Raw genomic sequence first — 23,140 nt, 5'->3', positions numbered from 1 at the left:
TATGCAGAATTTCATTCGTACGTTCTTAATCTGTCTGATCATGAGCATGCTATTGCTTTTGGCCTGTCCCAAGGTAAAGGCGGATATTCTCGCCCCTTCAAATCAGGATATTTCAAATACTTCTGAGTTTGTTAAAGGCGGTGCGGCTGGGACCCTTTATATCTGGAATCAACAACAGGGTGGTTACGATACGTCTAACGCTGCTCGCTGGGGACTCAATTACTGGGTATGTACGTCGGATGAATCAGCCGAATTTGGCAAATGTTCCACCGTTAGCCAAGGGTATAGCACCTACGAACCGATAGAGCTGGAATTTACTGAGAAACGCAGCGGAATAAAAACCGTCCTTAATCTCAAAGGGATTCGTACAGCGAATTGGGTCCCAGGTTCAGATTGCGGTTCAACGGGCGATCCGAAACGAATGAATATTGAGGCGCAGAATAGTTGCGGCGGTCAAAAGACCAGCGGAACCTTGCTCATGTTGTACGCCGAAGCGAGTGAACTCAATAAAATTCCTGTGGGTGGCGTGTGGACAGCAACGTTAAAGATTATTGAATCTAACAGTAATGAATCAGAGCGCTATAACTGGACTGCGAAAATCACGTTAAACGTCACGGATTTTGGCAATCAACAAATCTACCTGCCCGCATTTGGCACCGCAGAACCGCATGTGGATCTAAACCTTCGCCCGCTGCCTGGCACGTCTGACAACCAGACTATGCTAAGCGGCACGGCATCGCTGGATATGTGCCTTTATGATGGTTACAACTCCAATAGTAGTGAATTCATTATTTCGCCAAAAGATAATTACGCGGGGCTTCCTGGACGTGAGTTTGGCCAGTACTCCGTTTATCACAACGGTAAAACCGATGATGCTAACCGTATTGACTATCAACTTCAGATATTAGATCTGACATCCAGAAAATTTGTCGAACTCGACAACTGGCAAAATTATGTTGCGACGAATATTGCGCAAGCACCGCTGCGCTCGGTACATCTTCCAGGCATCCCTCAGGCGGTAGTCTGTGTGCCTACAGTATTACGTTTTGTCACTCCAGGATTCACGCTCACCAGTAAAACTGCCGGGCGTTACACCGGCACTTTGCATCTGAAATTAACGACAGAAATGTGAATCTGAGGTTGTGATGAAAACTAAGCTAAAAGCCTTATTTGTGTTGGCAATGACCACCAGTTACCTACCCGCAATGGCCAATGTAAACGTATTCCCGATGCGAATGATGCTTAACCCGCAAGGCAGCGGCGTGGTTCATGTGCTATCAAAAAGCACGGATACCCGCTTTATGACAGTCGACATCAGGCGAGTTGATCATCCCGCTACGGCGCAAGAAAAAGAAGTGAAGGTGAAAATGGGCAGCGCCGACAGCCTGGTGGTCACACCCGCACGTTTTGCCCTTCCGGCCGGAGCCACGCAGGCATTGCGCATAGTGAACATCCAACCGCTGCAAAAAGAAGTCTCTTACCGGGTATGGCTCAATGCCGTGCCAGGATCCTCACCAGACCTGATCGTCCCGGCAGGGAATGACGATGTCAGCACGGCAGTCGGTATTGCGATGAGTTGGGGGGTGGTCGTGAACGTGCCACCGGAGCATCCGGAGGTCAAACTGGTGTTAGATACTTCCGCTCAACGTCTCGTTAATCGGGGCAATATTCACGCCGTTGTCACCCGGGTCGGCGACTGTCGCAATAGCAGCCACTGCCGGTGGACCAAAATCAATAAAAGTGTGTATGCCGACGAAAGCCTGGATATTCACGCCGCCACTATCAGCGGCGTGTCACCAAAGGTTATCAAACTGGAATACATTGACCCTGTCAGCCAGAAAACGGTGACAACGTCAGGCAGTTAGTTGACCTGAATGCCTTTCATATTAAAGACGAAGTTCATGATCAAGCCGGTACCGGGTTTACCCGGTTCGTAGCGCCATTTGCGCATCGCGGCTTTCACTTCGCGTTCAAACATGTTGGAAGGCTGAGCCGATAAAATTTCCACATTCTCAACCCGCCCATCGCCAGTGACGTCAAATTTCACCCGTACTTTACCTTCGATGCGTAACGCATAGGCGCGCGCTGGGTATTGCGGTTCACCACGGCTTAATGCACGCGGCCCGGTCGGGGCCGCCGCCACAGGTTTTGTGGTGGCAGGCGCTGTGCTGGTCGCCGGGCGGCTCTGGGTGGTGGTACTCTCAAATGGCGAGGCCGGACGCGGCTCCACCGGTTTGGTCTCACGCTTCGGCGGCTCGACTTTCTTGACTGGCTTCGGCTTCGGTTTAGGCTTTGGCTTAGGTTTCGGCTCGGGCTTGTGAATCACCACCGGCGCTTCCTTCGGCGGTTCAGGTACCACTTCAGGCTCTGGCTCAGGTTCAACGACCGGTTGCGGTGGGGGTTGTACCGCCTGCGGTGGCTCCAGATCCGCCGGGGCGACCATCGTCACGGTGATAGGCTGCGAGGGCGCGGGCAGTTCAATAACCTGATGTACCGAGGTATAAAGCAATCCCGCCACTACGGCTCCGTGGATAGCCACAGAGAGCAATGTAGGCCACGGAAAACGGCGAGGTAAATCGAGGGTCATTGAAGTCATAATCGCTGCGGTTGAAAAATGATGCCTCGATTTTAAATGCAAATAGCAATCATATTCAATAAGCCATCTTATCCTGGGTCAACTTTCTGCAACCGTTGATGAAAAAAAGCACAGTCGTCACACGCCCGTCAGGCTTGAGGGATCTTTGCATTGCAGTCGCCAGCGCTTTGAAATAACGTGTTTCGACTATTTATCATTAAGGAGCTGTGCCCGTGCTTTATGTGATTTATGCTGAAGATGTCGCCGACTCTCTGGAAAAACGTTCGTCGGTCCGTCCTGCTCACCTCGCCCGCTTGCAGCTGCTGCATGACGAAGGCCGTCTGCTGACCGCAGGCCCGATGCCCGCCGTTGACAGTAACGATCCGGGTGTGGCCGGTTTTAAAGGTTCGACGGTGATTGCGGAATTCGAATCTATTGAAGCGGCACAGGCCTGGGCTGAAGCTGACCCCTATGTTGCCGCTGGTGTGTACGCTGAAGTGAAAGTGCGTCCGTACAAAAAAGTCTTCTGAACCGCCAAAAACAAGAGGCACCGCATGCGGTGCCCTTTTTTTGTGTTCAGAAAGTGTAGATGGCAAAAAGCAGTGAATTTCGCTGCCGGGCCCCCAGACATTTTCTGATGGCGTGGATACGCATGTTGCGTCGCGACTGGGCTTCCAGCCAACGCGCTTTACGACGGCTTGCCTGTCTCTGCATCCGCCAACGCCCCACTTCGTTTCTGCTACGCTTCATTTCAACATCTCAGAGATGAAAGAGCGCACATTATAAACCCTTGTTCCCGGGTGACCAGTGGTTTTGCCGCCTGTTTTTATTTGCCAGATGAATCCGTACGCGTAAACTCTCACGACAGGCTTTCAAAAGGATTTTTTATGACAACCTTCTACACCGTGGTGAGTTGGCTGGTCATTCTGGGGTACTGGTTGTTAATCGCAGGCGTGACGTTGCGCATCCTGATGAAACGACGCGCGGTACCTTCAGCGATGGCATGGTTGCTGATCATCTATATTCTGCCGTTGGTTGGGATCATCGCCTATCTTTCATTCGGCGAACTGCATCTGGGGAAGCGACGCGCCGAGCGCGCCCGCGCGATGTGGCCCTCTACCGCCAAGTGGCTCAACGATCTCAAAGCCTGCAATCATATTTTTGCTGAATCAAACAGCGCCGTGGCGAGCTCATTGTTCAAACTGTGTGAACGCCGCCAGGGCATCGCGGGGGTAAAGGGTAATCAGCTTCAACTGCTAACCGAATCTGATGACGTAATGCAGGCGCTGATCCGCGATATCCAGCTCGCCCGCCACAATATCGAAATGGTGTTCTACATCTGGCAGCCGGGCGGAATGGCCGATCAGGTCGCCGAATCACTCATGGCCGCCGCGCGTCGGGGCGTACACTGCCGTCTGATGCTGGATTCCGCCGGTAGCGTGGCCTTTTTCCGCAGCCCGTGGGTCACCATGATGCGCAATGCCGGTATCGAAGTGGTGGAAGCGCTGAAGGTTAACCTGATGCGTGTGTTCCTGCGCCGGATGGACCTGCGTCAGCATCGTAAAATGGTGATGATCGATAACTATATTGCCTACACCGGCAGCATGAACATGGTCGACCCGCGCTTCTTCAAGCAGGATTCAGGCGTCGGGCAGTGGGTGGATTTAATGGCCCGCATGGAAGGCCCTATCGCCACCTCGATGGGTATTGTTTACTCCTGCGACTGGGAAATTGAAACCGGTAAACGCATTTTACCCCCAGCTCCCGACGCCAATATTATGCCGTTCGAGGAGGCCAGCGGGCACACAATCCATACCATTGCCTCTGGTCCCGGCTTCCCGGAAGATTTGATTCATCAGGCGCTCCTCACCGCGGCCTATTCTGCGCGTGAATACCTGATTATGACCACGCCCTATTTCGTGCCCAGCGATGACCTGCTGCATGCTATCTGCACCGCCGCCCAACGCGGCGTGGATGTGAGCATTATCATGCCGCATAAGAACGATTCGGTGCTGGTCGGCTGGGCCAGCCGGGCCTTCTTCACGGAACTGCTGGCGGCGGGCGTCAAAATCTATCAGTTCGAAGGTGGGTTACTGCACACCAAGAGCGTACTGGTCGATGGTGAGCTGAGTCTGGTCGGCACCGTGAACCTCGATATGCGCAGTCTGTGGCTGAATTTCGAAATTACGCTGGCGATTGACGATGCCGGTTTTGGTGGTGATTTGGCCGCCGTACAGGACGACTATATTTCGCGTTCACGCCTGCTGGATGAGCAGCGCTGGTTAAAACGTCCGCTGTGGCATCGCGCCGCCGAGCGACTGTTTTACTTCTTTAGTCCGTTGCTGTAAAACGTGCCCATAAGCTGAAAACCTAGGTGTCATCATGGATATGGATTTAAACAATCGCCTGACCGAAGACGAAACGCTCGAGCAGGCTTACGATATTTTTCTTGAGCTGGCGGGAGATAACCTCGATCCTGCGGATATCATTCTCTTTAATTTGCAGTTTGAAGAACGTGGCGGTGCCGAGCTTTTCGACCCGGCGGAAGACTGGCAGGAACATGTCGATTTCGATTTGAATCCTGACTTTTTCGCAGAAGTGGTGATTGGCCTGGCCGACACCGACGGCGGCGATATCAACGATATCTTTGCCCGCGTTCTGCTGTGCCGCGATAAAGACCACAAAATCTGCCATATTCTGTGGCGTGAATAATCCGTAATCTCTTTTTTGCCCGATGGTGCTGATGCCTATCGGGCCTCCACGCTTTGTAATTCGGTTCCGCAGGCGTTACAAAAACGCGCCCCTTTATCATGCCCGGTATGCCGACAGTTTGGGCAAATACGCGCATTGCGTCGGGTCTGATATTCGTTGCTCATATGGGTTGTAATCAAACCGGTTGGGATTGCGATCACCGAGTAGCCAATTAAAATCAGCATCGACGCCATCATACGCCCGACCGGGGTATGCGGGGTAATATCGCCGTAGCCGACCGTGGTCGCTGTCACCACTGCCCAATATACCGATGCGCCCAGCGTCACAAAGCCATTCTCCGGGCCTTCAATGCCGTACATCAGCGCCCCAAATACCACCATCACAATGGCAATTAAGAAATAGAACACCATCAACTGATGGCGGGCGCTGACAATCGCCAGCCAGAATATACGCAGCGACGACATATAACGCAGCAGTTTGAGCACCCGCAGGACACGAATGGTCCTCAAGGCTCGCCAGGCGAAGACATAATTCACGCCGATTTCTGGCCATAGCCACAGCACATACAGCGGCAGCACCGTCACCAAATCGATGATGCCCCAAAAGCTGAAAACATATTTAGCGGGCTGCGGCCAGCACAGTACCCGAAGTACATACTCAACGGTAAAGACCAGGGTTATCAGCAGTTCCAGATAGATAAACGTGTGCCACTGGTCGAAGGACAAATGGTAGTGGGAGTCTACTCCCGACTCGATAAAAATAATGACCACGCTGAATAACGCAAAAAAACCGCAGAGCGCCTCTATGCGACGTCCTGAACGAGTATTTTGGTCAAAGAGAATTTGGTACAGGCGCAGGCGGAGTGAAACCGGAGCGACGGACACAATAACCTCACAATAAAAAAGGGCTGACAATTGTCAGCCCTTGAGATTATAACGGGTCAACCTTCAGACAGGAAACAGCATGTCGGAAGCTACCCTCCAGAACTGGTCGCGTTTTCGCGCATTCCGGGCCAGCAATCGGGCAGCGGGTGCGGAATACGCAGCCTGACGGCGGATTGATTGGCGACGGTAACTCCCCTTCGAGCAATTGTATCTTTTTGTTTTTTTCCAAATCCGGGTCAGGGATTGGCACCGCCGACATCAGGGCTTTGGTATAAGGATGCAGCGGATTGTGATACACCTCATCGTAGGTGCCCAGCTCTACCGCATGGCCCAGATACATCACCAGCACGCGATCGGAAATGTGTTTTACTACTGCCAAATCATGTGCGATGAAAATCAGCGACAGCCCCATTTCACGCTGAAGCTGTTGTAGCAGGTTTACCACCTGCGCCTGAATCGACACGTCCAGCGCCGACACCGGCTCATCACAGATAATCAGCTTCGGTTCAAGGATAAGCGCGCGGGCAATCCCGATACGCTGACATTGACCGCCGGAGAATTCATGCGGGTAACGGTTGATGAGATTTGGCAGCAGCCCCACCTTCATCATCATCGCCTTCACACGGTCACGCACTTCCTGACGCGACATCTTCGGATGATAGGTGCGCAGCGGCTCAGCAATGATATCCCCGATGTTCATACGCGGGTTCAGCGATGCCAGTGGATCCTGGAAAATCATCTGAATGTCACTGCGCACGGCACGCCACTCATCGGGTTTCATACCCAGTAAATCTCTGCCCAGCCACGCCACTTTGCCTTCGGTGGCTTTCACCAGGCCGATAATGGCGCGGGCAAAAGTCGATTTACCGCAGCCCGATTCCCCCACCACGCCCAGCGTTTCGCCTTCGTACAGTCGCAGGGTCACGCCGTCGACGGCTTTCAGGGTTTTCGAGGGTTGCCAGAACCACTGTTTGCCATCTTTAATGTCAAAATGGACTTTCAGGTCGGCAATTTCGAGCAGAACTTTTCTTTCATTAGTTACGGCGTTCATACCAGATCCCCCACCGGTTTAAAGCAGGCGCGTAAACGGCCAGGCGCAAACTCCTCCAGCGGCGGAGCAGTGTTACAGATTTCCATCGCGTGCGGGCAACGCGGCTGGAACGGACAGCCTTTCGGCAGTCGCATCAGGTTGGGTGGGTTACCCGGAATGGTCAGCAGCGCTTCACCTTCGGCATCCAGACGCGGCACCGCATTGAGCAGGCCCATCGAATAGGGATGCGCCGGGCTGTAAAACACATCGCGCGCCTGACCGTATTCCATGGTACGTCCGGCATACATCACCAGCACTTTGTCACAAATGCCAGCCACAACGCCGAGGTCATGGGTGATCATGATGATGGCGGTGTTGAATTCGTGCTTAAGTTCATTCAGCAGGGTCATGATCTGCGCCTGAACGGTCACGTCCAGCGCGGTGGTCGGTTCATCGGCAATCAGCAGTTTTGGCCGACACAGCAGCGCCATGGCGATCATCACACGTTGACGCATCCCGCCAGAAAACTCATGCGGGAACATACGCATACGCTTACGCGCTTCCGGCATTTTGACCGCATCCAGCATTTTCACCGACTCTTCAAACGCTTCGGCTTTGCCCATGCCTTTATGCAACATCAGGACTTCCATCAGCTGCTCGCCAACGCGCATATACGGGTTCAGCGAGGTCATCGGATCCTGGAAAATCATCGAAATCTGCTCAGCGCGCAGGCGGTTAAGCTCTCTCTCCGGCAGGTTGAGGATCTGGCGACCGTTAAACGCCGCCACACCATCAATGCGACCGTTCTGCGCCAGCAGGCCCATCAGGGCAAATGCGGTCTGGGATTTCCCGGAACCGGATTCGCCAACGATCCCCAGCGTTTCGCCCGCTTTGAGGCTGAAGTTAAGGTCGTTTACCGCCGTCACATCGCCGTCTGCCGTGGCAAAGGTCACACGCAAATCTTTCACATCCAGCAGCAGTCCAGACTTTTGCTGCTGCGGGGCGTTAACCATTTCAATCGTGCTCATGGCATCACTCCTTAGCGGTCTTTCGGGTCGAGGGCATCACGCAGGCCATCGCCGATAAAGTTGAAACAAAACAGGGTTACCACCAGGAAACCAGCCGGGAACAGCAGCAGCCACGGAGACACTTCCATGGAGTTGGCACCATCACTCAGTAACGCGCCCCAGCTGCTGAGGGGCTCCTGGGTACCCAGACCGAGGAAGCTCAGGAACGATTCAAACAGGATCATGCTCGGCACCAGCAGTGAGGCATACACCACCACCACGCCCAGGACGTTTGGCACGATATGACGTACGACGATGTTGGCCGTGGAAACGCCGCCCACCTGCGCCGCTTCGATAAACTCTTTACGCTTCAGACTTAACGTCTGACCGCGCACGATACGCGCCATATCCAGCCAGGAGACCATCCCGATAGCCACAAAAATCAGCAGGATGTTTTGACCAAAGAAGGTCACCAGCAGGATAACGAAGAACATGAACGGGAAGGAGTTCAGGATCTCCAGCAGACGCATCATCACCGAATCCACTTTTCCGCCGAGGTAGCCGGAAAGTGAGCCATAAAGCGTGCCCAGAATCACCGCCACCAGCGCGGCGGCAATACCCACCATCAGAGAGATACGCCCGCCGATAGCGACACGGACCAGTAGGTCACGGCCAGAGGAATCGGTACCGAAATAGTGACCAGACGTCATATCTGGCGCACTCGACATCATGCCCCAATCGGTATCGAAGTAGCTAAATTGTGACAGTATTGGTGCCAGGGTCACAAACAGGGCAATCACCACCAGCACACAGAGGCTGGCGACCGCGGCACGGTTATGCATAAAACGACGGCGGGCATCCTGCCAAAGGCTACGGCCTTCGACTTCCAGTTTTTCACTGAAGTGTTCCAGCGCCTCGCTGTTTTTCTTACTCAACATCATGGCGAACTCCAGTGTCAGTAACGGATTTTCGGATCGATGACGGCATACAGCACGTCGACGATCGCGTTAAACAGAATGGTCAAAGCACCTACCAGAATCGTCAGGCTCAGCACCAACGAGTAGTCGCGGTTCAGCGCGCCGTTAACGAACAGCTGGCCGATTCCCGGCAGACCATAAATGGTTTCAATCACCATCGAACCGGTAATAATCCCGACGAAAGCAGGCCCCATGTAGGAGAGCACCGGCAGCAGCGCCGGTTTCAGCGCATGACGCAGGATAATACGACGCATCGGCAGCCCCTTCGCCCGTGCGGTGCGGATGAAGTTAGAGTGCAGCACTTCAATCATTGAGCCACGAGTGATACGCGCGATGCTGGCAATATAGGCCAGGGACAGCGCCACCATCGGCAGGATCATGTATTTGAGCGCCCCGCCGTTCCAGCCCCCGCCCGGCAGCCAGTGCAGCATGATGGCGAAGATCATCACCAGCAACGGTGCAACCACGAAGCTCGGGATAACCACCCCGGTCATCGCGACCCCCATCACGGCATAATCCCACTTGGTATTTTGATTGAGTGCGGCGATGACCCCTGCGGTCACACCGAGGATTACCGCCAGGAAGAAGGCTGCAAAGCCTAATTTGGCCGACACCGGGAAGCTCGCGGCCACCAGGTCGTTGACGGAATAATCTTTATATTTGAATGACGGTCCGAAATCGCCGTGCGCCAGTTGCTTCAGGTAGTTGAAGTACTGGACGCCGATCGGGTCGTTCAGGTGATATTTGGCTTCAATATTCGCCATAACTTCAGGCGGCAGCGTACGTTCACCGGTAAATGGACTCCCCGGCGCAAGACGCATCATAAAGAAGGAAATCGTAATAAGGATAAAAAGTGTCGGAATCGCTTCCAGACAGCGGCGTAAAATAAATTTCAACATTGCCCGTACCTTCTGGCGTGTGCCTTTACATGTCGCGGATCAGTCTGGCTGATGCAGTCATGTGATAGTGCGTGAAATAAGACACAGTGGGGCAACGTTACGCTGCCCCACGGATTGCCATTAATGCTTAATGATGTACAAGTCTTTGGTGTAGATATTGTCCATCGGGTCTTTACCGGTATAACCGCCAACCCACGGTTTCACCAGACGGGCGTTCACATAGTAATAAACCGGAACGATGGCAGAATCCTGACCCAGCTGTTGTTCAGCTTTGTCGTACAGCGCCACACGCTGTGCTTCGTCAGTCACCTGTAGCGTCTGTTTCATGATCGCATCAAACGCCGGGCTCTTATAGTGCGCGGTGTTCATTGAGCTGTCAGACAGCATGGTGTTCAGGAAAGACGTCGGTTCGTTGTAGTCCGCACACCAGCCAGCACGCGCTACGTCGTAAGTCCCCTGATGACGGGTATCCAGGAAGGTTTTCCACTCCTGGTTCACCAGCTTCACGTTGACGCCGAGGTTTTTCTTCCAGATGGACGCGGCAGCGATAGCCAGTTTCTTGTGCAGGTCAGACGTGTTGTACAGCAGGTTGAAGGTCAACGGCTTATCGGCGGTGTAACCGGCTTCGGCCAGCAGTTTCTTCGCTTCTTCGTTACGCTTTTCCTGAGTCCAGGTGAACCACTCTGGTTTGGTCAGTTTTGCGCCATCGGTATACGGAGGAGTGTAACCAAACGCAGGCAGATCGCCCTGTGCTTTGACTTTGTTGGTGATAATGTCACGATCCAGACCCAGTTTCAGTGCGGTACGTACGCGCGCATCAGTGAATGGGGCTTTCTGGTTGTTGATTTCGTAGTAGTAAGTACACAGGTACGGATCAACATGTACTTCCGTTGGAATCTCTTTCTTCAGTTTCTGGAACAGCTCGATCGGCAGGTTATTATAAGTCATGTCGATTTCGCCGCTACGGTAGCGGTTAACGTCGGTCACTTCCGAAGAAATGGGCAGATAGGTTATCTGATCGATAACGGTATCTTTGTTATCCCAATAGTTCGGGTTACGTTCCATAACGATACGTTCGTTAACCACCCAGTCTTTCAGTTTATAAGCACCGTTGGTAACGATATTGGCAGGCTGCGTCCACTTCTCACCGAATTTTTCGATAGCGGCTTTATTTACCGGGGACATCGCCGGGTTCACCAGCAGTTTGTAGAAATAAGGCACCGGCTCGCTCAGCGTCACTTCCAGAGTGTGATCGTCGATGGCTTTCACGCCGAGTTCGGAAGTCGGTTTTTTACCTTCGATGATTTCATCAACGTTAAGGATATGACCATACTGCGGATAGCTCGCATACGGGGACGCGGTTTTCGGGTCGACCAGACGCTGCCAGCTATAAACGAAATCTTGTGCCGTTACCGGCTCACCGTTGGACCATTTTGCGTCTTTACGCAGATGGAAGGTCCACACTTTAAAATCCTTGTTGTCCCAGCTTTCTGCCACGCCCGGGATCGGGTGGCCATCTTTGGTGGAAGTGATCAGCAGGCCTTCAAACAGGTCGCGGCTGACGTTAGCTTCCGGAACACCTTCAATTTTATTCGGATCCAACGACTGCGGTTCTGCGCCGTTGTTACGGATCATGGTTTGCTTATCTGCCAGCTTAACGCCCGCAGGAACGTCTGCAGCCATTGCACTTCCTGCGATAAGTGCAGCGAATACGCCTGCTGCGACGAGGCTTTTTTTTGTGATGATGGACATTGTGTTGATACTCCGCTCATTATAATTGCTGGTTGTGCCAGCCTGTTTTGTTTATCCCCGAAGGGTTCCCTGTACAGCGCAGGAGTGAATGCGGCTGTCAGGTGTACTTCTGCTATCACCGACTTCTTTTATTACGGTCACTCTTTATTCGGCAACCTTACGTCGATTCTTTAGGTCATCCCCCCTGCGGGATAACCGGCATTCTTTTCGCGTCAGGAGATTTATTTGAAAATTATTCTCATTTCCGCGTTTTGTGTCGCAATATGACTGGGCGGAAAGTATCAAATGCATTTCTCGCCCGCCAATACAATTTGCAAATTTGTTAACCAATTCTCTTTTGTTGAGTCTGTTTCAAATGAAGCAGGTCGCGTTCTATCGCGTTAAAGAGAAATTAGCCATTGAATATCATCACGTTAAAGAGATCACTGTCTCTCAGCCTGCACACACGACTGATCTGATGCCTTTTTACACAATAATTTAACAATTGATTATTATTTAGCACATTCCACTGCATGAAAGCTGAAATTACTAATAACATTTCAATTATCTCGCGGCAAGCGTAAGAGTGTCATGTTAATGAAATAACATTATTGCAAAGGGTACTACTGGAGGGTTTTATGGCTAATCGATTGATTAACATGAAGTTAGCCAGGAATAGCAAGAGGTTATTACCGGCAGCTTTTTCAAATTTATTGATATGTTTTGCTAATAATTGAAACAAAGAACGGGGCGCTTAGCCCCGTTCCTGAGTCGTCATTACCCGAGCAGGCCCGGAAAAATGGATTTGATGCCCGCTACGATGAATTCGATCCCGAGCGCCATCAACAATAATCCCATAATACGGGTGATGACGTTAATCCCGGTCTGCCCCAGCAAACGCACCAGCCACGGCGCAATACGGAACAACCCCCAACAGCAGGCGGCAAAAATCGCAATCGCAATCGAGAAGCCAATCAGGTGGGGAATATTGTGATAGCGCGTACCCCACACTATCGTCGAGCTAATTGCCCCCGGCCCGGCCATCAACGGCAACGCCAGAGGGACAACGCCCACGCTTTCACGAATGGCCGTCTCTGATTTTTCCTGCTTGTTTTGTTTATCCTCGCCGAGTTTCCCGCTGATCATCGACATCGCAATGGTAACCACCAGGATACCGCCCGCAATACGGAAGGAATCTATGGAGATCCCAAACAGTTGGAGAATTCCGTCTCCGAGAAACAGCGAGGTCCACAAGATAATGGCTACCGACAGGTTCGCCGTCAGATTGGTTTTGTTGCGCGCAGGCGCAGTCTGGTAGCTGGTCATGCTGATGAACACCGGGATGATACCCACCGGGTTTACCAGCGCAAATAAGCCAATGAAAAATTTGATATAAGTTGGAAAATCGAACAGCGATAGAATCACGGTATCCCCGCGGCCTCATCAATTGTGGTAGTTGACGGTCATTAATTATGAAAAACGCGCTGAAGATACGCTGTTTGGCGGTATTCTTCACCACAAATCTACGATTAAACGCTACCAATACATATTGTTATGCAGATGTATAAATTATGCTACTGTAACTCCCGTTCGAAATTACGATCTTTTAACACTTGATACAATCCGCTAAAAACGGTCTGCTGAAAGGAGTCAGCTTGGTGTAATCTTGATTTAGATCACGCAATTTGTACTCAGAAGTGGGTAATCTTGATTTCGCACCAGGGAGTAGCCCGGTCACTCATTCGGGTGTAATGGAAGGCTCTTTTAGTAAATCAGTGGATTGAAGGTCGTTAGTAACCTGTTGGTTTTATGGCTCTTACGCAAGCTGTTGGCGGGCTGTCTATAATGACGTATCGCGCAGCTGATTTACTAAAAAAGTTTAACATTATCCAGGAGAGCATTATGGCTGTTACTAATGTCGCTGAACTGAACGCACTCGTCGAGCGCGTAAAAAAAGCCCAGCGTGAATATGCCAACTTCACCCAAGAACAGGTTGATAAAATCTTCCGCGCCGCCGCTCTGGCTGCTGCAGATGCTCGAATCCCTCTCGCGAAACTGGCCGTTGCCGAATCTGGCATGGGTATCGTGGAAGACAAAGTGATTAAAAACCACTTCGCTTCTGAGTATATCTACAACGCCTATAAAGATGAGAAAACCTGTGGTGTGCTGTCTGAAGACCACACTTTCGGGACTATCACCATCGCAGAGCCAATCGGCATCATTTGCGGTATCGTACCGACCACCAACCCAACCTCTACCGCTATCTTCAAATCGCTGATCAGCCTGAAGACGCGTAACGCCATCATCTTCTCTCCACACCCACGTGCAAAAGACGCGACCAACAAAGCCGCTGACATCGTACTGCAGGCTGCTATCGCTGCGGGTGCGCCGAAAGACTTGATTGGTTGGATTGACCAGCCGTCTGTTGAGCTGTCTAACGCGCTGATGCATCACCCAGACATCAACATGATCCTCGCCACCGGTGGCCCGGGCATGGTTAAAGCCGCTTACAGCTCCGGTAAACCCGCTATCGGTGTAGGCGCAGGTAACACCCCTGTCGTGGTTGATGAAACCGCTGACATCAAACGTGTTGTTGCTTCTATCCTGATGTCTAAAACCTTCGACAATGGCGTCATCTGTGCTTCTGAGCAGTCCGTTATCGTGGTTGATTCTGCCTATGCTGCAGTGCGTGAGCGTTTCGCTTCTCACGGTGGTTACATGTTGCAGGGTAAAGAGCTGAAAGCTGTTCAGGACATTATCCTGAAAAATGGCGCACTGAACGCCGCTATCGTTGGTCAGCCAGCAACCAAAATTGCTGAACTGGCAGGCTTCACTGTTCCAGCTGACACCAAAATTCTGATTGGCGAAGTGACCGTTGTTGACGAGTCCGAGCCGTTTGCTCACGAAAAACTGTCTCCGACTCTGGCAATGTACCGCGCCAAGAATTTCGAAGATGCAGTGATCAAAGCTGAAAAATTGGTTGAGATGGGCGGTATCGGTCATACCTCTTGCCTGTACACCGACCAGGACAACCAGCCAGAACGCGTTAAATTCTTCGGCGACAAAATGAAGACCGCGCGTATCCTGATTAACACCCCTGCTTCTCAGGGTGGTATCGGTGACCTGTACAACTTCAAACTCGCACCTTCCCTGACTCTGGGTTGTGGTTCATGGGGTGGTAATTCCATCTCTGAAAACGTTGGTCCAAAACACCTGATCAACAAGAAAACCGTTGCTAAGCGAGCTGAAAACATGTTGTGGCATAAACTTCCGAAATCTATCTACTTCCGCCGTGGCTCACTGCCAATCGCGCTGGATGAAGTGATTACCGATGGCCACAAACGTGCGCTGATCGTGACTGACCGCTTCCTGTTCAACAACGGCTATGCAGACCAGATAACCTCTGTTCTGAAAGCAGCTGGCGTTGAAACCGAAGTGTTCTTCGAAGTTGAAGCTGACCCAACGCTGACCGTTGTGCGTAAAGGTGCAGAATTGGCGAACTCCTTCAAGCCAGACGTGATCATCGCGCTGGGTGGTGGTTCCCCGATGGATGCTGCGAAAATCATGTGGGTTATGTACGAGCACCCAGAAACCCACTTCGAAGAACTGGCACTGCGCTTTATGGACATCCGTAAACGTATCTACAAGTTCCCGAAAATGGGCGTTAAAGCCAAAATGGTTGCGGTCACTACCACTTCCGGTACCGGTTCTGAAGTTACCCCATTTGCGGTAGTAACCGATGACGCGACTGGCCAGAAATATCCACTGGCTGACTACGCGCTGACCCCGGACATGGCTATTGTTGATGCCAACCTCGTCATGGAAATGCCGAAGTCACTGTGTGCATTTGGTGGTCTGGATGCGGTAACGCACGCTCTGGAAGCTTATGTGTCGGTACTGGCATCTGAGTTCTCCGATGGTCAGGCTCTGCAGGCTCTGAAACTGCTGAAAGAAAACCTGCCAGCGTCTTACCACGAAGGGTCTAAAAACCCGGTTGCCCGTGAACGCGTTCACAACGCAGCGACTATCGCCGGTATCGCGTTTGCGAACGCCTTCCTCGGTGTGTGTCACTCGATGGCGCATAAACTGGGCTCTCAGTTCCACATTCCACACGGTCTGGCCAACGCCCTGCTGATCAGCAACGTTATCCGCTATAACGCGAATGACAACCCGACTAAGCAGACTGCATTCAGCCAGTACGATCGTCCACAGGCACGCCGTCGTTATGCAGAAATCGCTGACCACCTGGGTCTGACGTCTGCCGGTGACCGTACTGCGGCGAAGATCGAGAAGCTGCTGGCATGGCTCGACAGCATCAAGGCTGAACTGGGTATTCCTAAGTCCATCCGTGAAGCTGGCGTTCAGGAAGCTGACTTCCTGGCACACGTTGACAAACTGTCTGAAGACGCGTTTGACGACCAGTGTACCGGTGCTAACCCACGCTACCCACTGATCTCCGAACTGAAACAGATCCTGATGGATACTTACTACGGTCGTGAGTTCTCTGAAGGTGACGTTGCTGACAAGAAAGCAGCTGCACCAGCTGTTAAAGCTGACAAAAAAGCGAAGAAAACCGCTTAATTGAAAGCCCAATAAAAAACCCGCCAAAATGGCGGGTTTTTTTATGTCTGTATGCAAGAAAGAAGCGAAAGGATTACTCCTCCACCCTGCCCCTTACTCGCTGCTGAATGGTGCTCAGAGAGCCTTCGACTAGCGCCTCTTTGTAGTGTTTACGACATACTGAGACGTAGCGTTCGTTGCCGCCAATCACCACCTGTTCACCTTCGTTGTAAGGCCGCCCTTCCTGATCGAGCCGCAGAACCATACTCGCCTTGCGCCCACAGAAGCAGATCGTTTTTAACTCTACCAGCTTATCTGCCCAGGAGAGCAAATACTGGCTGCCGATAAATAGCTCGCCACGAAAATCCGTACGCAGGCCATAGCACAATACAGGAATATCCAGCTCATCCACGACCTCTGACAGGGCGTAAACCTGCTCGCGGGTCAGGAACTGGCTCTCATCCACCAGAACGCAGTGAATCGGCTCTTTCGCGTGCTCAGCGGCGATATCGTGATACAACGACGTCTGCTGGTTGTAGAGCTTCGCAGGTGACGACAGGCCGATGCGGGAACTTACTTTGCCTGCACCAAATCTGTCATCAATTTCTGCGGTATAAACCAGGGTACGCATCCCGCGCTCCTGGTAATTGTAGGAAGACTGCAGCAACGCAGTCGACTTCCCTGCGTTCATTGCAGAGTAGTAAAAATAAAGCTGTGCCATTCGCAGCATCACCCCAATCATCGTGATTTAACGGCACGAATTGTACCATATTCCGGGCCAATTTCAGCGCTCACGAAAGTCACAATCCATTACGGCTGAAGGTAAAATATTAAGTTCTTCTTATCTATAATAACAGTCAGATAGACGTTTTTGTTCTGCATCAACCTAAAGATAACCCTGCGTTATGAGGGGGCCTGGGTGCCTCTAGGCAACAAAAGGGTTTACCTGGGTTATGATTCAGTTTCTATTGAAATGAAGGAAAACGAGGGCTTACCCTACGACTAATACTAAAGGCTGATATTTGTGAGCCAAGGATATATACCTGCGGTGAAACATTCAAAAGAGCTTACTTTGTAAGGGTGTTCTTAAGATTACGGCCAGACAATAAGCGCATCAAATGTGAACTCACGCGAAAAATTTAACTTTACCTAATTAATAATACCGCTAAATAACACGATATTTTGACTTCCTTACAATCCCCCCTATTGCACATCTGAAATTAACGCTCTATTATTACCTCAACAAACCACCCCACAATATAAGTTTGAGAATACTACAATGAGCGAAGCACTTAAAATTTTGAACAACATCCGTACTCTTCGTGCGCAGGCAAGAGAATGCACTCTCGAAACGCTCGAAGAAATGCTGGAAAAATTAGAAGTTGTTGTTAACGAACGTCGCGAAGAAGAAAGCGCGGCCGCTGCTGAAGTTGAAGAGCGCACTCGTAAACTGCAGCAATACCGTGAAATGCTGATCGCTGATGGCATTGATCCAAATGAACTGCTGAACAGCATTGCTGCTCAGAGCAAATCTGGTGCTAAAGCTAAACGTGCAGCTCGCCCGGCTAAATATAGCTACGTTGATGAAAACGGCGAAACCAAAACTTGGACCGGCCAGGGTCGTACTCCGGCAATCATCAAAAAAGCAATGGATGAGCAGGGTAAATCACTGGACGATTTCCTGATTTAATCTTCCTTGTTTCTTATGCACGTTTGTTGAAAAATCCCGCCCTGCGGGATTTTTTTTATCCTGAAATTGGCCGAGGGCACGCATAACCTGCCTGGTTTTAAAGCACCTCCGACAACAGGCAATAAAAAACCGGGGCCTTTACAGGACCCCGGTTGGTACGGCAGGCGGACAAATTACTTGCCAGTGCCCACGGTATCTTCCAGCCAGGCTTTAAAATCCGCACCCAGTGAATTATGGCGAATACCATATTCAACAAACGCACGCATATAACCCAGTTTATTACCGCAATCGTGGCTCTTGCCTTTCATGTGATAGGCTTCAACCGTTTCCTTCTCGATAAGCATATCGATAGCGTCAGTCAGCTGGATTTCGTCCCCGGCTCCCGGAGGCGTTTTCGCCAGCAGTGGCCAAATTTCTGCGCTCAGCACGTAACGGCCTACGACCGCCAGGTTTGATGGGGCCACGTCAGCTTTAGGTTTCTCAACCACGCCGACCATTGGCACGCTGTCACCCGGGTTCAGGGCTTCACCTTTGCAATCCACCACGCCGTACGCAGTCACGTCATCAACCGGCTCAACCATAATCTGGCTGGCACCTGTCTCATCAAAACGCTTAATCATTTCCGCGAGGTTGTCGCGAGACAAATCGGATTCGTATTCATCCAGAATCACGTCCGGCAGAATAACGGCCACTGGCTCGTTACCGACGACCGGATGGGCACACAGCACTGCGTGGCCCAGGCCTTTTGCCAGACCCTGACGGACCTGCATAATGGTCACGTGTGGCGGGCAAATAGACTGCACTTCTTCCAGCAACTGGCGCTTCACGCGTTTTTCCAGCATTGCTTCAAGTTCAAAACTGGTATCAAAATGGTTTTCGATCGAGTTTTTCGAAGAGTGGGTCACCAGCACAATTTCAGTAATACCTGCAGCAATGCATTCATTGACAACATACTGAATTAATGGCTTGTCGACCAGCGGCAGCATTTCCTTAGGAATCGCTTTAGTGGCGGGCAACATCCTGGTACCCAATCCCGCTACCGGGATTACGGCCTTAGTGACTTTCGAATTTAATGCAGCCATTGAAATCTCCTGAACTGTTCAACTTTTGAACGTGCTCGTTAATTAATAACGCGTTGAGTATATCAGTACCGATTGGTCAATCTGGTCTGAAAAGGACACGTTAACCTTGAATTAGGATTTTTACGTATAAATCCTGCTGATAGTACCACCACTGTCTGAAAGGAGAGAAAGCAATAACCGGGGCTCCCCGGCTAATTGCTCATTCCGCAGACAACATTAAGCGCAAGCGCCCACCCGCTCCCCAAATTTGGCACTGCCACGATTCGCAGCGTTGGCTGATTTGATTTAAATAAGCATTGCCCAACGTCCCCAACGGAACGCCATTACTGATCTGTATTTGATGCTCGCCGGTGTTAAGTGTGCCGTTAAGACCCGCAGAAACAAGGATCAGATTTTTAATTTCGCTATGGTAATACCCAACCAGTAGCGGGAATTGTCCTGGTAAATTGGCCTGGCGCAGCAATTGATTGACCTGTTTTAACAAACTGCCTAATTCAGGCAAACGCTGACCTTCATGAGCAAGCTGTTCTTGTAACAAGCCGTTAAATAAAGCACGTAATAAAAGTGCGGCTAACACACCATTATCACCGGCACGCGTCACGTCCAGACAATAAAACGCCAGATCTTTATCTGAAAGTGGTGCAATATCGAGCACCAGGCCGGGATTATCCGCTGATACCAGCTGCCGGTAGTTAATACGACAATGCGAAATAACCTGTTGGACCGGTGGCTGAAGTTCCTGCAATAATTTTGCTGCCGCTGAGGGATTACTGACCAGCGCATCCCAGTCTTCAAATAAACGCTCTTCTTCCTCAACGCGGGAATTGAACATCGCAGGATAGAGACAGGCAAAAACGGTTTCACGCAGACGATTGAGATCTTTGACAGGTTTAAGCATCACATCCTGCACGCCAAGCCGCAGCGCTTTGGCGATATCAGACATGTTTTCGGTCGCGGAGATAATCAGGATCGGCAACTGATTGCCACTGTTACGCAAAGATTCGACCAGTTTGAGTCCGTTCATCCGTGGCATTTCGATGTCGCAGATCATCAGATCAGGATTAACCTCTGCCATTAAGTCCAGGGCACTCTGGCCGTCTTCAGCCAGGGCGGTTTCTGCGCCCAGCGATGAAAGCCACGAATCCAGTAGTGAGCGGAAAACCGGCTCATCCTCGACGATAAGAATGTGTTTTCCCGCCAATGGCTGCGTCATGATATCTCCCCTGGCAGACGATAAGTAAATAGTGGCACGCTATTCGTGCTATCGCCTGTCAGAATTTGCTGAAGTAATCGAAAATGCCCTAAGCCTGGCTCCGGACGAGCGGTAAAAGTTCGTCCATTTTTTTCTCTACCGAGAGTTGTCCGGCGGCGATGGCCGCGGGCGCACGGTGGAAATCGAGCGTTGAAATCTGCGGGCAAAAAGGTTGCAACAGGATATCAGGTGGATCACCTGCCATACGGTTGCGCTTTAATCGGTTTTCCAGCACCTGAATAGAGGTCGTCATGATCTCCATAGCCGTCGGTGTGATTGCCGTCCGGCGCGATGTCATGCGGCCCAGCCTTGCGCGAAAACGTTCATGCCAGCTCAGCGCCTCATCACTTTCAGAAGACTGTGGATCGGGCTGAAGGTTCACGGATAACAAATCTTGTTGCATTAAATGCGCGTCGTGCTGCAAATCGACAGCGATCACGATATCGGCACCCAATGCGCGCGTGAGCGACACCGGAATCGGATTCACCACCGCGCCGTCGACCAGCCAGTAGCCGTTGTGCATGACGGGCGACATCAACCCGGGAATGCTGCAGGAAGCACGCACGGCCATATGCAGGTCACCTTCGGTGAACCACAGTTCGCGGCCAGTACTCAGATTAGTGGCAACGGAAGCAAAGCGACGTTGGCAAGATTCGATATTGTCGACGGGAATGAGTTGACGAAAGTGGCTGAACACGCGTTCTCCACGCAGCAGTCCACCGCGTCGCCAGGAGAGGTCCATCAGGCGTAAAACGTCCCATGAATTGAAGGAGCACACCCATTTCTCAAGCACCGGTAATCGATCGCAGGCATAAGCCGCGCCCACCAGAGAACCAATGGAACACCCTGCAACGATATCAATCTCAATGCCCATTTTCTGCAGCGCGTTGATGACGCCGATGTGTGACCATCCTCGCGCCGCGCCTGACCCCAAGGCTAAACCAATTTTAAGCTTTCTCATTCCTGCAAGTACTGAACCCCATTCCCAACGTAGCCACATTGCCACTGGTCAGTTAACATATTTGCCGCCGGCGCAGTTGCGCCTTTCTTTATTCACCAACGGGAAGGCATTTATGCATTCACTTTGCCCCTGCGGCAGCGCTCTGGAGTATAGCCTATGTTGCCAGCGATATCTTTCAGGTAACACGCTTGCGCCTACGCCGTCACAGCTCATGCGCTCACGCTACAGCGCCTTTGTGATGAAGGACGCAGATTATCTGCTCAAGACCTGGCATCCGTCCTGCGAGCCCCAGCAATTTCGTCAGAGTCTGGAACAAAGCTTTGCGACAACCGAATGGTTGGGACTCACTATTTTTGCCGCCGAAGATGGCAAGACCCCGGATGAGGGCTTTGTCAGCTTTGTCGCCCGATTTAGTGAACATAGCAAGAGTAGTGCCCTGATTGAGCGTTCAAGATTCTTAAAAGAAAATGGACAATGGTATTATATTGATGGTACACGTCCCTTAATCGGCCGCAACGACCCCTGCCCTTGCGGGTCGGGTAAAAAATTTAAAAAGTGCTGCGGTTAGTCAAGCCGCCACCAAAACAGCAAACACCGTCAACAGGATTTCCCCCGCAATGCACTCATTACAACGAAAAGTGTTGCGTACAATCTGCCCGGATCAAAAAGGGCTGATCGCACGTATTACTAACATTTGCTACAAGCATGAACTGAACATCGTGCAGAACAACGAGTTCGTCGATCATCGCACCGGGCGTTTCTTTATGCGCACTGAGCTTGAAGGCATTTTCAACGACTCCACGCTGCTGGCCGATCTGGACAGCGCATTACCTGAAGGTTCCATTCGCGAACTCACGCCTGCAGGCCGTCGTCGGGTGGTGATTCTGGTCACCAAAGAAGCGCACTGTCTGGGCGACCTACTGATGAAAGCCAATTATGGCGGCCTGGATGTTGACATTGCCGCGGTCATTGGTAACCACGACACCCTGCGTTCGTTGGTTGAGAAATTCGACGTGCCGTTTGAGCTGGTTAGCCACGAAGGCCACACCCGCGAAGAGCATGATGCCCTGATGGCCGACGCGATTGACGCCCATCAGCCCGATTACGTGGTGCTGGCGAAATACATGCGAGTCCTGACCCCGGCCTTCGTGTCACGCTTCCCGAATAAAATTATCAATATTCACCATTCGTTCCTGCCCGCGTTTATCGGTGCGCGCCCGTATCAGCAGGCCTACGATCGCGGCGTGAAAATCATCGGTGCTACAGCGCACTACGTGAACGACAATCTGGATGAAGGCCCAATCATCATGCAGGACGTCATTCACGTCGATCATACCTACACCGCGGAAGACATGATGCGTGCGGGCCGAGACGTAGAGAAAAACGTCCTCAGCCGCGCGTTGTATCAGGTTCTTGCCCAGCGTGTGTTCGTGTACGGTAATCGGACAATTATTCTGTAAGTCAAATGGCCGTTGCAGCGCTTTTAAACGTTATGGGCAAAAAGCGCGCAAACGGTTCATTTTCCTGAAAGGAAGTCTTTACAGCGGCGCGTCATTTGATATGATGCGCCCCGCTTCCCAAAAGGGAGCAGGCCAGTAAAAGCATTACCCCTGGCGGGGTTCCCGAGCGGCCAAAGGGAGCAGACTGTAAATCTGTCGTCATCGACTTCGAAGGTTCGAATCCTTCCCCCGCCACCACTATTCTGGTCAGTATCTGTAGCACCCATACCCCTGGCGGGGTTCCCGAGCGGCCAAAGGGAGCAGACTGTAAATCTGTCGTC

The 23,140-nt window shown here is 51.6% G+C and carries 22 protein-coding genes and 1 tRNA gene; 10 read left to right on the top strand and 13 right to left on the bottom strand.

Annotated features, from left to right (window positions below; all coding sequences use genetic code 11):
• Position 1 precedes the first annotated feature (1 nt).
• Together SIK69_RS14905 and SIK69_RS14900 are read left to right on the top strand one after the other, a co-directional pair.
• Complete coding sequence (locus SIK69_RS14905) at positions 2-1,132, top strand: CblD like pilus biogenesis initiator family protein (RefSeq protein WP_319786434.1); 1,131 nt, start codon at positions 2-4, stop codon at positions 1,130-1,132.
• A gap of 13 nt (positions 1,133-1,145) precedes the next feature.
• Positions 1,146-1,865, top strand: a complete 720-nt coding sequence (locus tag SIK69_RS14900; protein ID WP_319786433.1) for a hypothetical protein — start codon at positions 1,146-1,148, stop codon at positions 1,863-1,865.
• On the opposite strand, the gene tonB is transcribed toward SIK69_RS14900, so the two are convergent.
• Complete coding sequence (gene tonB, locus SIK69_RS14895) at positions 1,862-2,587, bottom strand: TonB system transport protein TonB (protein WP_319786458.1); 726 nt, start codon at positions 2,585-2,587, stop codon at positions 1,862-1,864. The two genes, SIK69_RS14900 and tonB, sit on opposite strands and share 4 nt — an antisense overlap.
• A 221-nt stretch (positions 2,588-2,808) precedes the next feature.
• Here tonB and SIK69_RS14890 point away from each other — a divergent pair, with 221 nt between their 5' ends.
• The gene (locus SIK69_RS14890) at positions 2,809-3,105 is read left to right on the top strand and encodes a YciI family protein (protein WP_319627524.1); all 297 of its coding nucleotides are present in this window, start codon (positions 2,809-2,811) and stop codon (positions 3,103-3,105) included.
• Between the two features lie 46 nt (positions 3,106-3,151).
• Here SIK69_RS14890 and SIK69_RS14885 read toward each other — a convergent pair whose 3' ends face one another.
• A complete protein-coding gene (locus SIK69_RS14885) occupies positions 3,152-3,325 on the bottom strand; it encodes a YciY family protein (protein ID WP_319627525.1) in 174 nt (57 codons plus the stop codon).
• Positions 3,326-3,462: 137 nt separating this feature from the next.
• On the opposite strand from SIK69_RS14885, the gene cls reads away from it, so the two are divergent.
• Positions 3,463-4,923: a cardiolipin synthase gene (gene cls / locus SIK69_RS14880; protein WP_319627526.1), complete on the top strand. Its 1,461-nt coding sequence runs from the start codon at positions 3,463-3,465 to the stop codon at positions 4,921-4,923.
• 34 nt (positions 4,924-4,957) lie between these two features.
• A complete protein-coding gene (locus tag SIK69_RS14875) occupies positions 4,958-5,287 on the top strand; it encodes an HI1450 family dsDNA-mimic protein (protein ID WP_319627527.1) in 330 nt (109 codons plus the stop codon).
• A gap of 35 nt (positions 5,288-5,322) precedes the next feature.
• Here SIK69_RS14875 and SIK69_RS14870 read toward each other — a convergent pair whose 3' ends face one another.
• The 7 genes from SIK69_RS14870 to SIK69_RS14840 all read right to left on the bottom strand — a co-directional run bounded on the left by SIK69_RS14870 (position 5,323) and on the right by SIK69_RS14840 (position 13,240).
• Positions 5,323-6,171, bottom strand: a complete 849-nt coding sequence (locus SIK69_RS14870; RefSeq protein WP_319786432.1) for an ion transporter — start codon at positions 6,169-6,171, stop codon at positions 5,323-5,325.
• 46 nt (positions 6,172-6,217) lie between these two features.
• Entirely contained in the window at positions 6,218-7,222 is a 1,005-nt protein-coding gene (gene oppF, locus SIK69_RS14865) for a murein tripeptide/oligopeptide ABC transporter ATP-binding protein OppF (protein ID WP_319627529.1), read from the bottom strand.
• A complete protein-coding gene (locus SIK69_RS14860) occupies positions 7,219-8,229 on the bottom strand; it encodes an ABC transporter ATP-binding protein (RefSeq protein ID WP_319627530.1) in 1,011 nt (336 codons plus the stop codon). Before SIK69_RS14860 ends, oppF begins: the two co-directional genes overlap by 4 nt.
• Before the next feature lie 11 nt (positions 8,230-8,240).
• The gene (oppC, locus tag SIK69_RS14855) at positions 8,241-9,149 is read right to left on the bottom strand and encodes an oligopeptide ABC transporter permease OppC (protein WP_319627531.1); all 909 of its coding nucleotides are present in this window, start codon (positions 9,147-9,149) and stop codon (positions 8,241-8,243) included.
• A 14-nt stretch (positions 9,150-9,163) separates the two neighbouring features.
• A complete protein-coding gene (gene oppB / locus SIK69_RS14850) occupies positions 9,164-10,084 on the bottom strand; it encodes an oligopeptide ABC transporter permease OppB (protein ID WP_319627532.1) in 921 nt (306 codons plus the stop codon).
• Positions 10,085-10,204: 120 nt separating this feature from the next.
• Positions 10,205-11,836, bottom strand: coding sequence for an oligopeptide ABC transporter substrate-binding protein OppA (gene oppA, locus SIK69_RS14845; RefSeq protein WP_319627533.1), 1,632 nt, complete (start codon positions 11,834-11,836; stop codon positions 10,205-10,207).
• A 756-nt stretch (positions 11,837-12,592) separates the two neighbouring features.
• Complete coding sequence (locus SIK69_RS14840; protein WP_319627534.1) at positions 12,593-13,240, bottom strand: YchE family NAAT transporter; 648 nt, start codon at positions 13,238-13,240, stop codon at positions 12,593-12,595.
• A gap of 477 nt (positions 13,241-13,717) precedes the next feature.
• Between SIK69_RS14840 and adhE the strand changes: the two genes are divergently transcribed.
• Positions 13,718-16,396, top strand: a complete 2,679-nt coding sequence (gene adhE / locus SIK69_RS14835; protein WP_319786431.1) for a bifunctional acetaldehyde-CoA/alcohol dehydrogenase — start codon at positions 13,718-13,720, stop codon at positions 16,394-16,396.
• Between the two features lie 73 nt (positions 16,397-16,469).
• Here adhE and tdk read toward each other — a convergent pair whose 3' ends face one another.
• Positions 16,470-17,096, bottom strand: coding sequence for a thymidine kinase (gene tdk, locus SIK69_RS14830; protein ID WP_319627536.1), 627 nt, complete (start codon positions 17,094-17,096; stop codon positions 16,470-16,472).
• A gap of 558 nt (positions 17,097-17,654) precedes the next feature.
• On the opposite strand from tdk, the gene hns reads away from it, so the two are divergent.
• Positions 17,655-18,065, top strand: coding sequence for a histone-like nucleoid-structuring protein H-NS (gene hns / locus SIK69_RS14825; RefSeq protein WP_319627537.1), 411 nt, complete (start codon positions 17,655-17,657; stop codon positions 18,063-18,065).
• A gap of 173 nt (positions 18,066-18,238) precedes the next feature.
• Here hns and galU read toward each other — a convergent pair whose 3' ends face one another.
• From galU to rssA, 3 genes are all read right to left on the bottom strand, one after another.
• On the bottom strand, positions 18,239-19,147 hold the full coding sequence (gene galU, locus SIK69_RS14820) for a UTP--glucose-1-phosphate uridylyltransferase GalU (protein WP_319627538.1): 909 nt from the start codon (positions 19,145-19,147) through the stop codon (positions 18,239-18,241).
• Positions 19,148-19,346: 199 nt separating this feature from the next.
• Positions 19,347-20,360, bottom strand: coding sequence for a two-component system response regulator RssB (gene rssB, locus SIK69_RS14815; RefSeq protein WP_319627539.1), 1,014 nt, complete (start codon positions 20,358-20,360; stop codon positions 19,347-19,349).
• 88 nt (positions 20,361-20,448) lie between these two features.
• On the bottom strand, positions 20,449-21,360 hold the full coding sequence (gene rssA, locus SIK69_RS14810) for a patatin-like phospholipase RssA (RefSeq protein ID WP_319627540.1): 912 nt from the start codon (positions 21,358-21,360) through the stop codon (positions 20,449-20,451).
• 112 nt (positions 21,361-21,472) lie between these two features.
• On the opposite strand from rssA, the gene SIK69_RS14805 reads away from it, so the two are divergent.
• The 3 genes from SIK69_RS14805 (at position 21,473) to SIK69_RS14795 (ending at position 23,057) form a co-directional block, all read left to right on the top strand.
• Positions 21,473-21,928 carry a YchJ family protein gene (locus tag SIK69_RS14805; protein WP_319786430.1) on the top strand — a complete coding sequence of 152 codons (456 nt, stop codon included), beginning with the start codon at positions 21,473-21,475 and terminating at the stop codon, positions 21,926-21,928.
• A 49-nt stretch (positions 21,929-21,977) separates the two neighbouring features.
• Positions 21,978-22,820, top strand: coding sequence for a formyltetrahydrofolate deformylase (gene purU, locus SIK69_RS14800; RefSeq protein WP_319627542.1), 843 nt, complete (start codon positions 21,978-21,980; stop codon positions 22,818-22,820).
• A 152-nt stretch (positions 22,821-22,972) separates the two neighbouring features.
• A tRNA-Tyr gene (locus tag SIK69_RS14795) sits at positions 22,973-23,057 on the top strand.
• The last annotated feature ends 83 nt before the right edge of the window (positions 23,058-23,140 follow it).

The sequence above is a fragment of the Scandinavium lactucae genome (assembly GCF_033843265.1).
Taxonomy (GTDB): Bacteria; Pseudomonadota; Gammaproteobacteria; order Enterobacterales; family Enterobacteriaceae; genus Scandinavium; species Scandinavium lactucae.
This window is presented reverse-complemented; position numbering and strand designations above follow the sequence as displayed.

What these genes read in the sequence shown, in the direction of transcription:
- tonB (WP_319786458.1), bottom strand. Translation starts at nt 2,587, where the DNA reads ATGACCCTCGATTTACCTCGCCGTTTTCCGTGGCCTACATTGCTCTCT.
- rssB (WP_319627539.1), bottom strand. Translation starts at nt 20,360, where the DNA reads ATGACGCAGCCATTGGCGGGAAAACACATTCTTATCGTCGAGGATGAG.
- galU (WP_319627538.1), bottom strand. Translation starts at nt 19,147, where the DNA reads ATGGCTGCATTAAATTCGAAAGTCACTAAGGCCGTAATCCCGGTAGCG.
- oppB (WP_319627532.1), bottom strand. Translation starts at nt 10,084, where the DNA reads ATGTTGAAATTTATTTTACGCCGCTGTCTGGAAGCGATTCCGACACTT.
- SIK69_RS14805 (WP_319786430.1), top strand. Translation starts at nt 21,473, where the DNA reads ATGCATTCACTTTGCCCCTGCGGCAGCGCTCTGGAGTATAGCCTATGT.
- hns (WP_319627537.1), top strand. Translation starts at nt 17,655, where the DNA reads ATGAGCGAAGCACTTAAAATTTTGAACAACATCCGTACTCTTCGTGCG.
- cls (WP_319627526.1), top strand. Translation starts at nt 3,463, where the DNA reads ATGACAACCTTCTACACCGTGGTGAGTTGGCTGGTCATTCTGGGGTAC.
- SIK69_RS14900 (WP_319786433.1), top strand. Translation starts at nt 1,146, where the DNA reads ATGAAAACTAAGCTAAAAGCCTTATTTGTGTTGGCAATGACCACCAGT.
- oppC (WP_319627531.1), bottom strand. Translation starts at nt 9,149, where the DNA reads ATGATGTTGAGTAAGAAAAACAGCGAGGCGCTGGAACACTTCAGTGAA.
- purU (WP_319627542.1), top strand. Translation starts at nt 21,978, where the DNA reads ATGCACTCATTACAACGAAAAGTGTTGCGTACAATCTGCCCGGATCAA.
- SIK69_RS14905 (WP_319786434.1), top strand. Translation starts at nt 2, where the DNA reads ATGCAGAATTTCATTCGTACGTTCTTAATCTGTCTGATCATGAGCATG.
- tdk (WP_319627536.1), bottom strand. Translation starts at nt 17,096, where the DNA reads ATGGCACAGCTTTATTTTTACTACTCTGCAATGAACGCAGGGAAGTCG.
- rssA (WP_319627540.1), bottom strand. Translation starts at nt 21,360, where the DNA reads ATGAGAAAGCTTAAAATTGGTTTAGCCTTGGGGTCAGGCGCGGCGCGA.
- SIK69_RS14860 (WP_319627530.1), bottom strand. Translation starts at nt 8,229, where the DNA reads ATGAGCACGATTGAAATGGTTAACGCCCCGCAGCAGCAAAAGTCTGGA.
- oppA (WP_319627533.1), bottom strand. Translation starts at nt 11,836, where the DNA reads ATGTCCATCATCACAAAAAAAAGCCTCGTCGCAGCAGGCGTATTCGCT.
- SIK69_RS14875 (WP_319627527.1), top strand. Translation starts at nt 4,958, where the DNA reads ATGGATATGGATTTAAACAATCGCCTGACCGAAGACGAAACGCTCGAG.
- oppF (WP_319627529.1), bottom strand. Translation starts at nt 7,222, where the DNA reads ATGAACGCCGTAACTAATGAAAGAAAAGTTCTGCTCGAAATTGCCGAC.
- adhE (WP_319786431.1), top strand. Translation starts at nt 13,718, where the DNA reads ATGGCTGTTACTAATGTCGCTGAACTGAACGCACTCGTCGAGCGCGTA.
- SIK69_RS14885 (WP_319627525.1), bottom strand. Translation starts at nt 3,325, where the DNA reads ATGAAGCGTAGCAGAAACGAAGTGGGGCGTTGGCGGATGCAGAGACAG.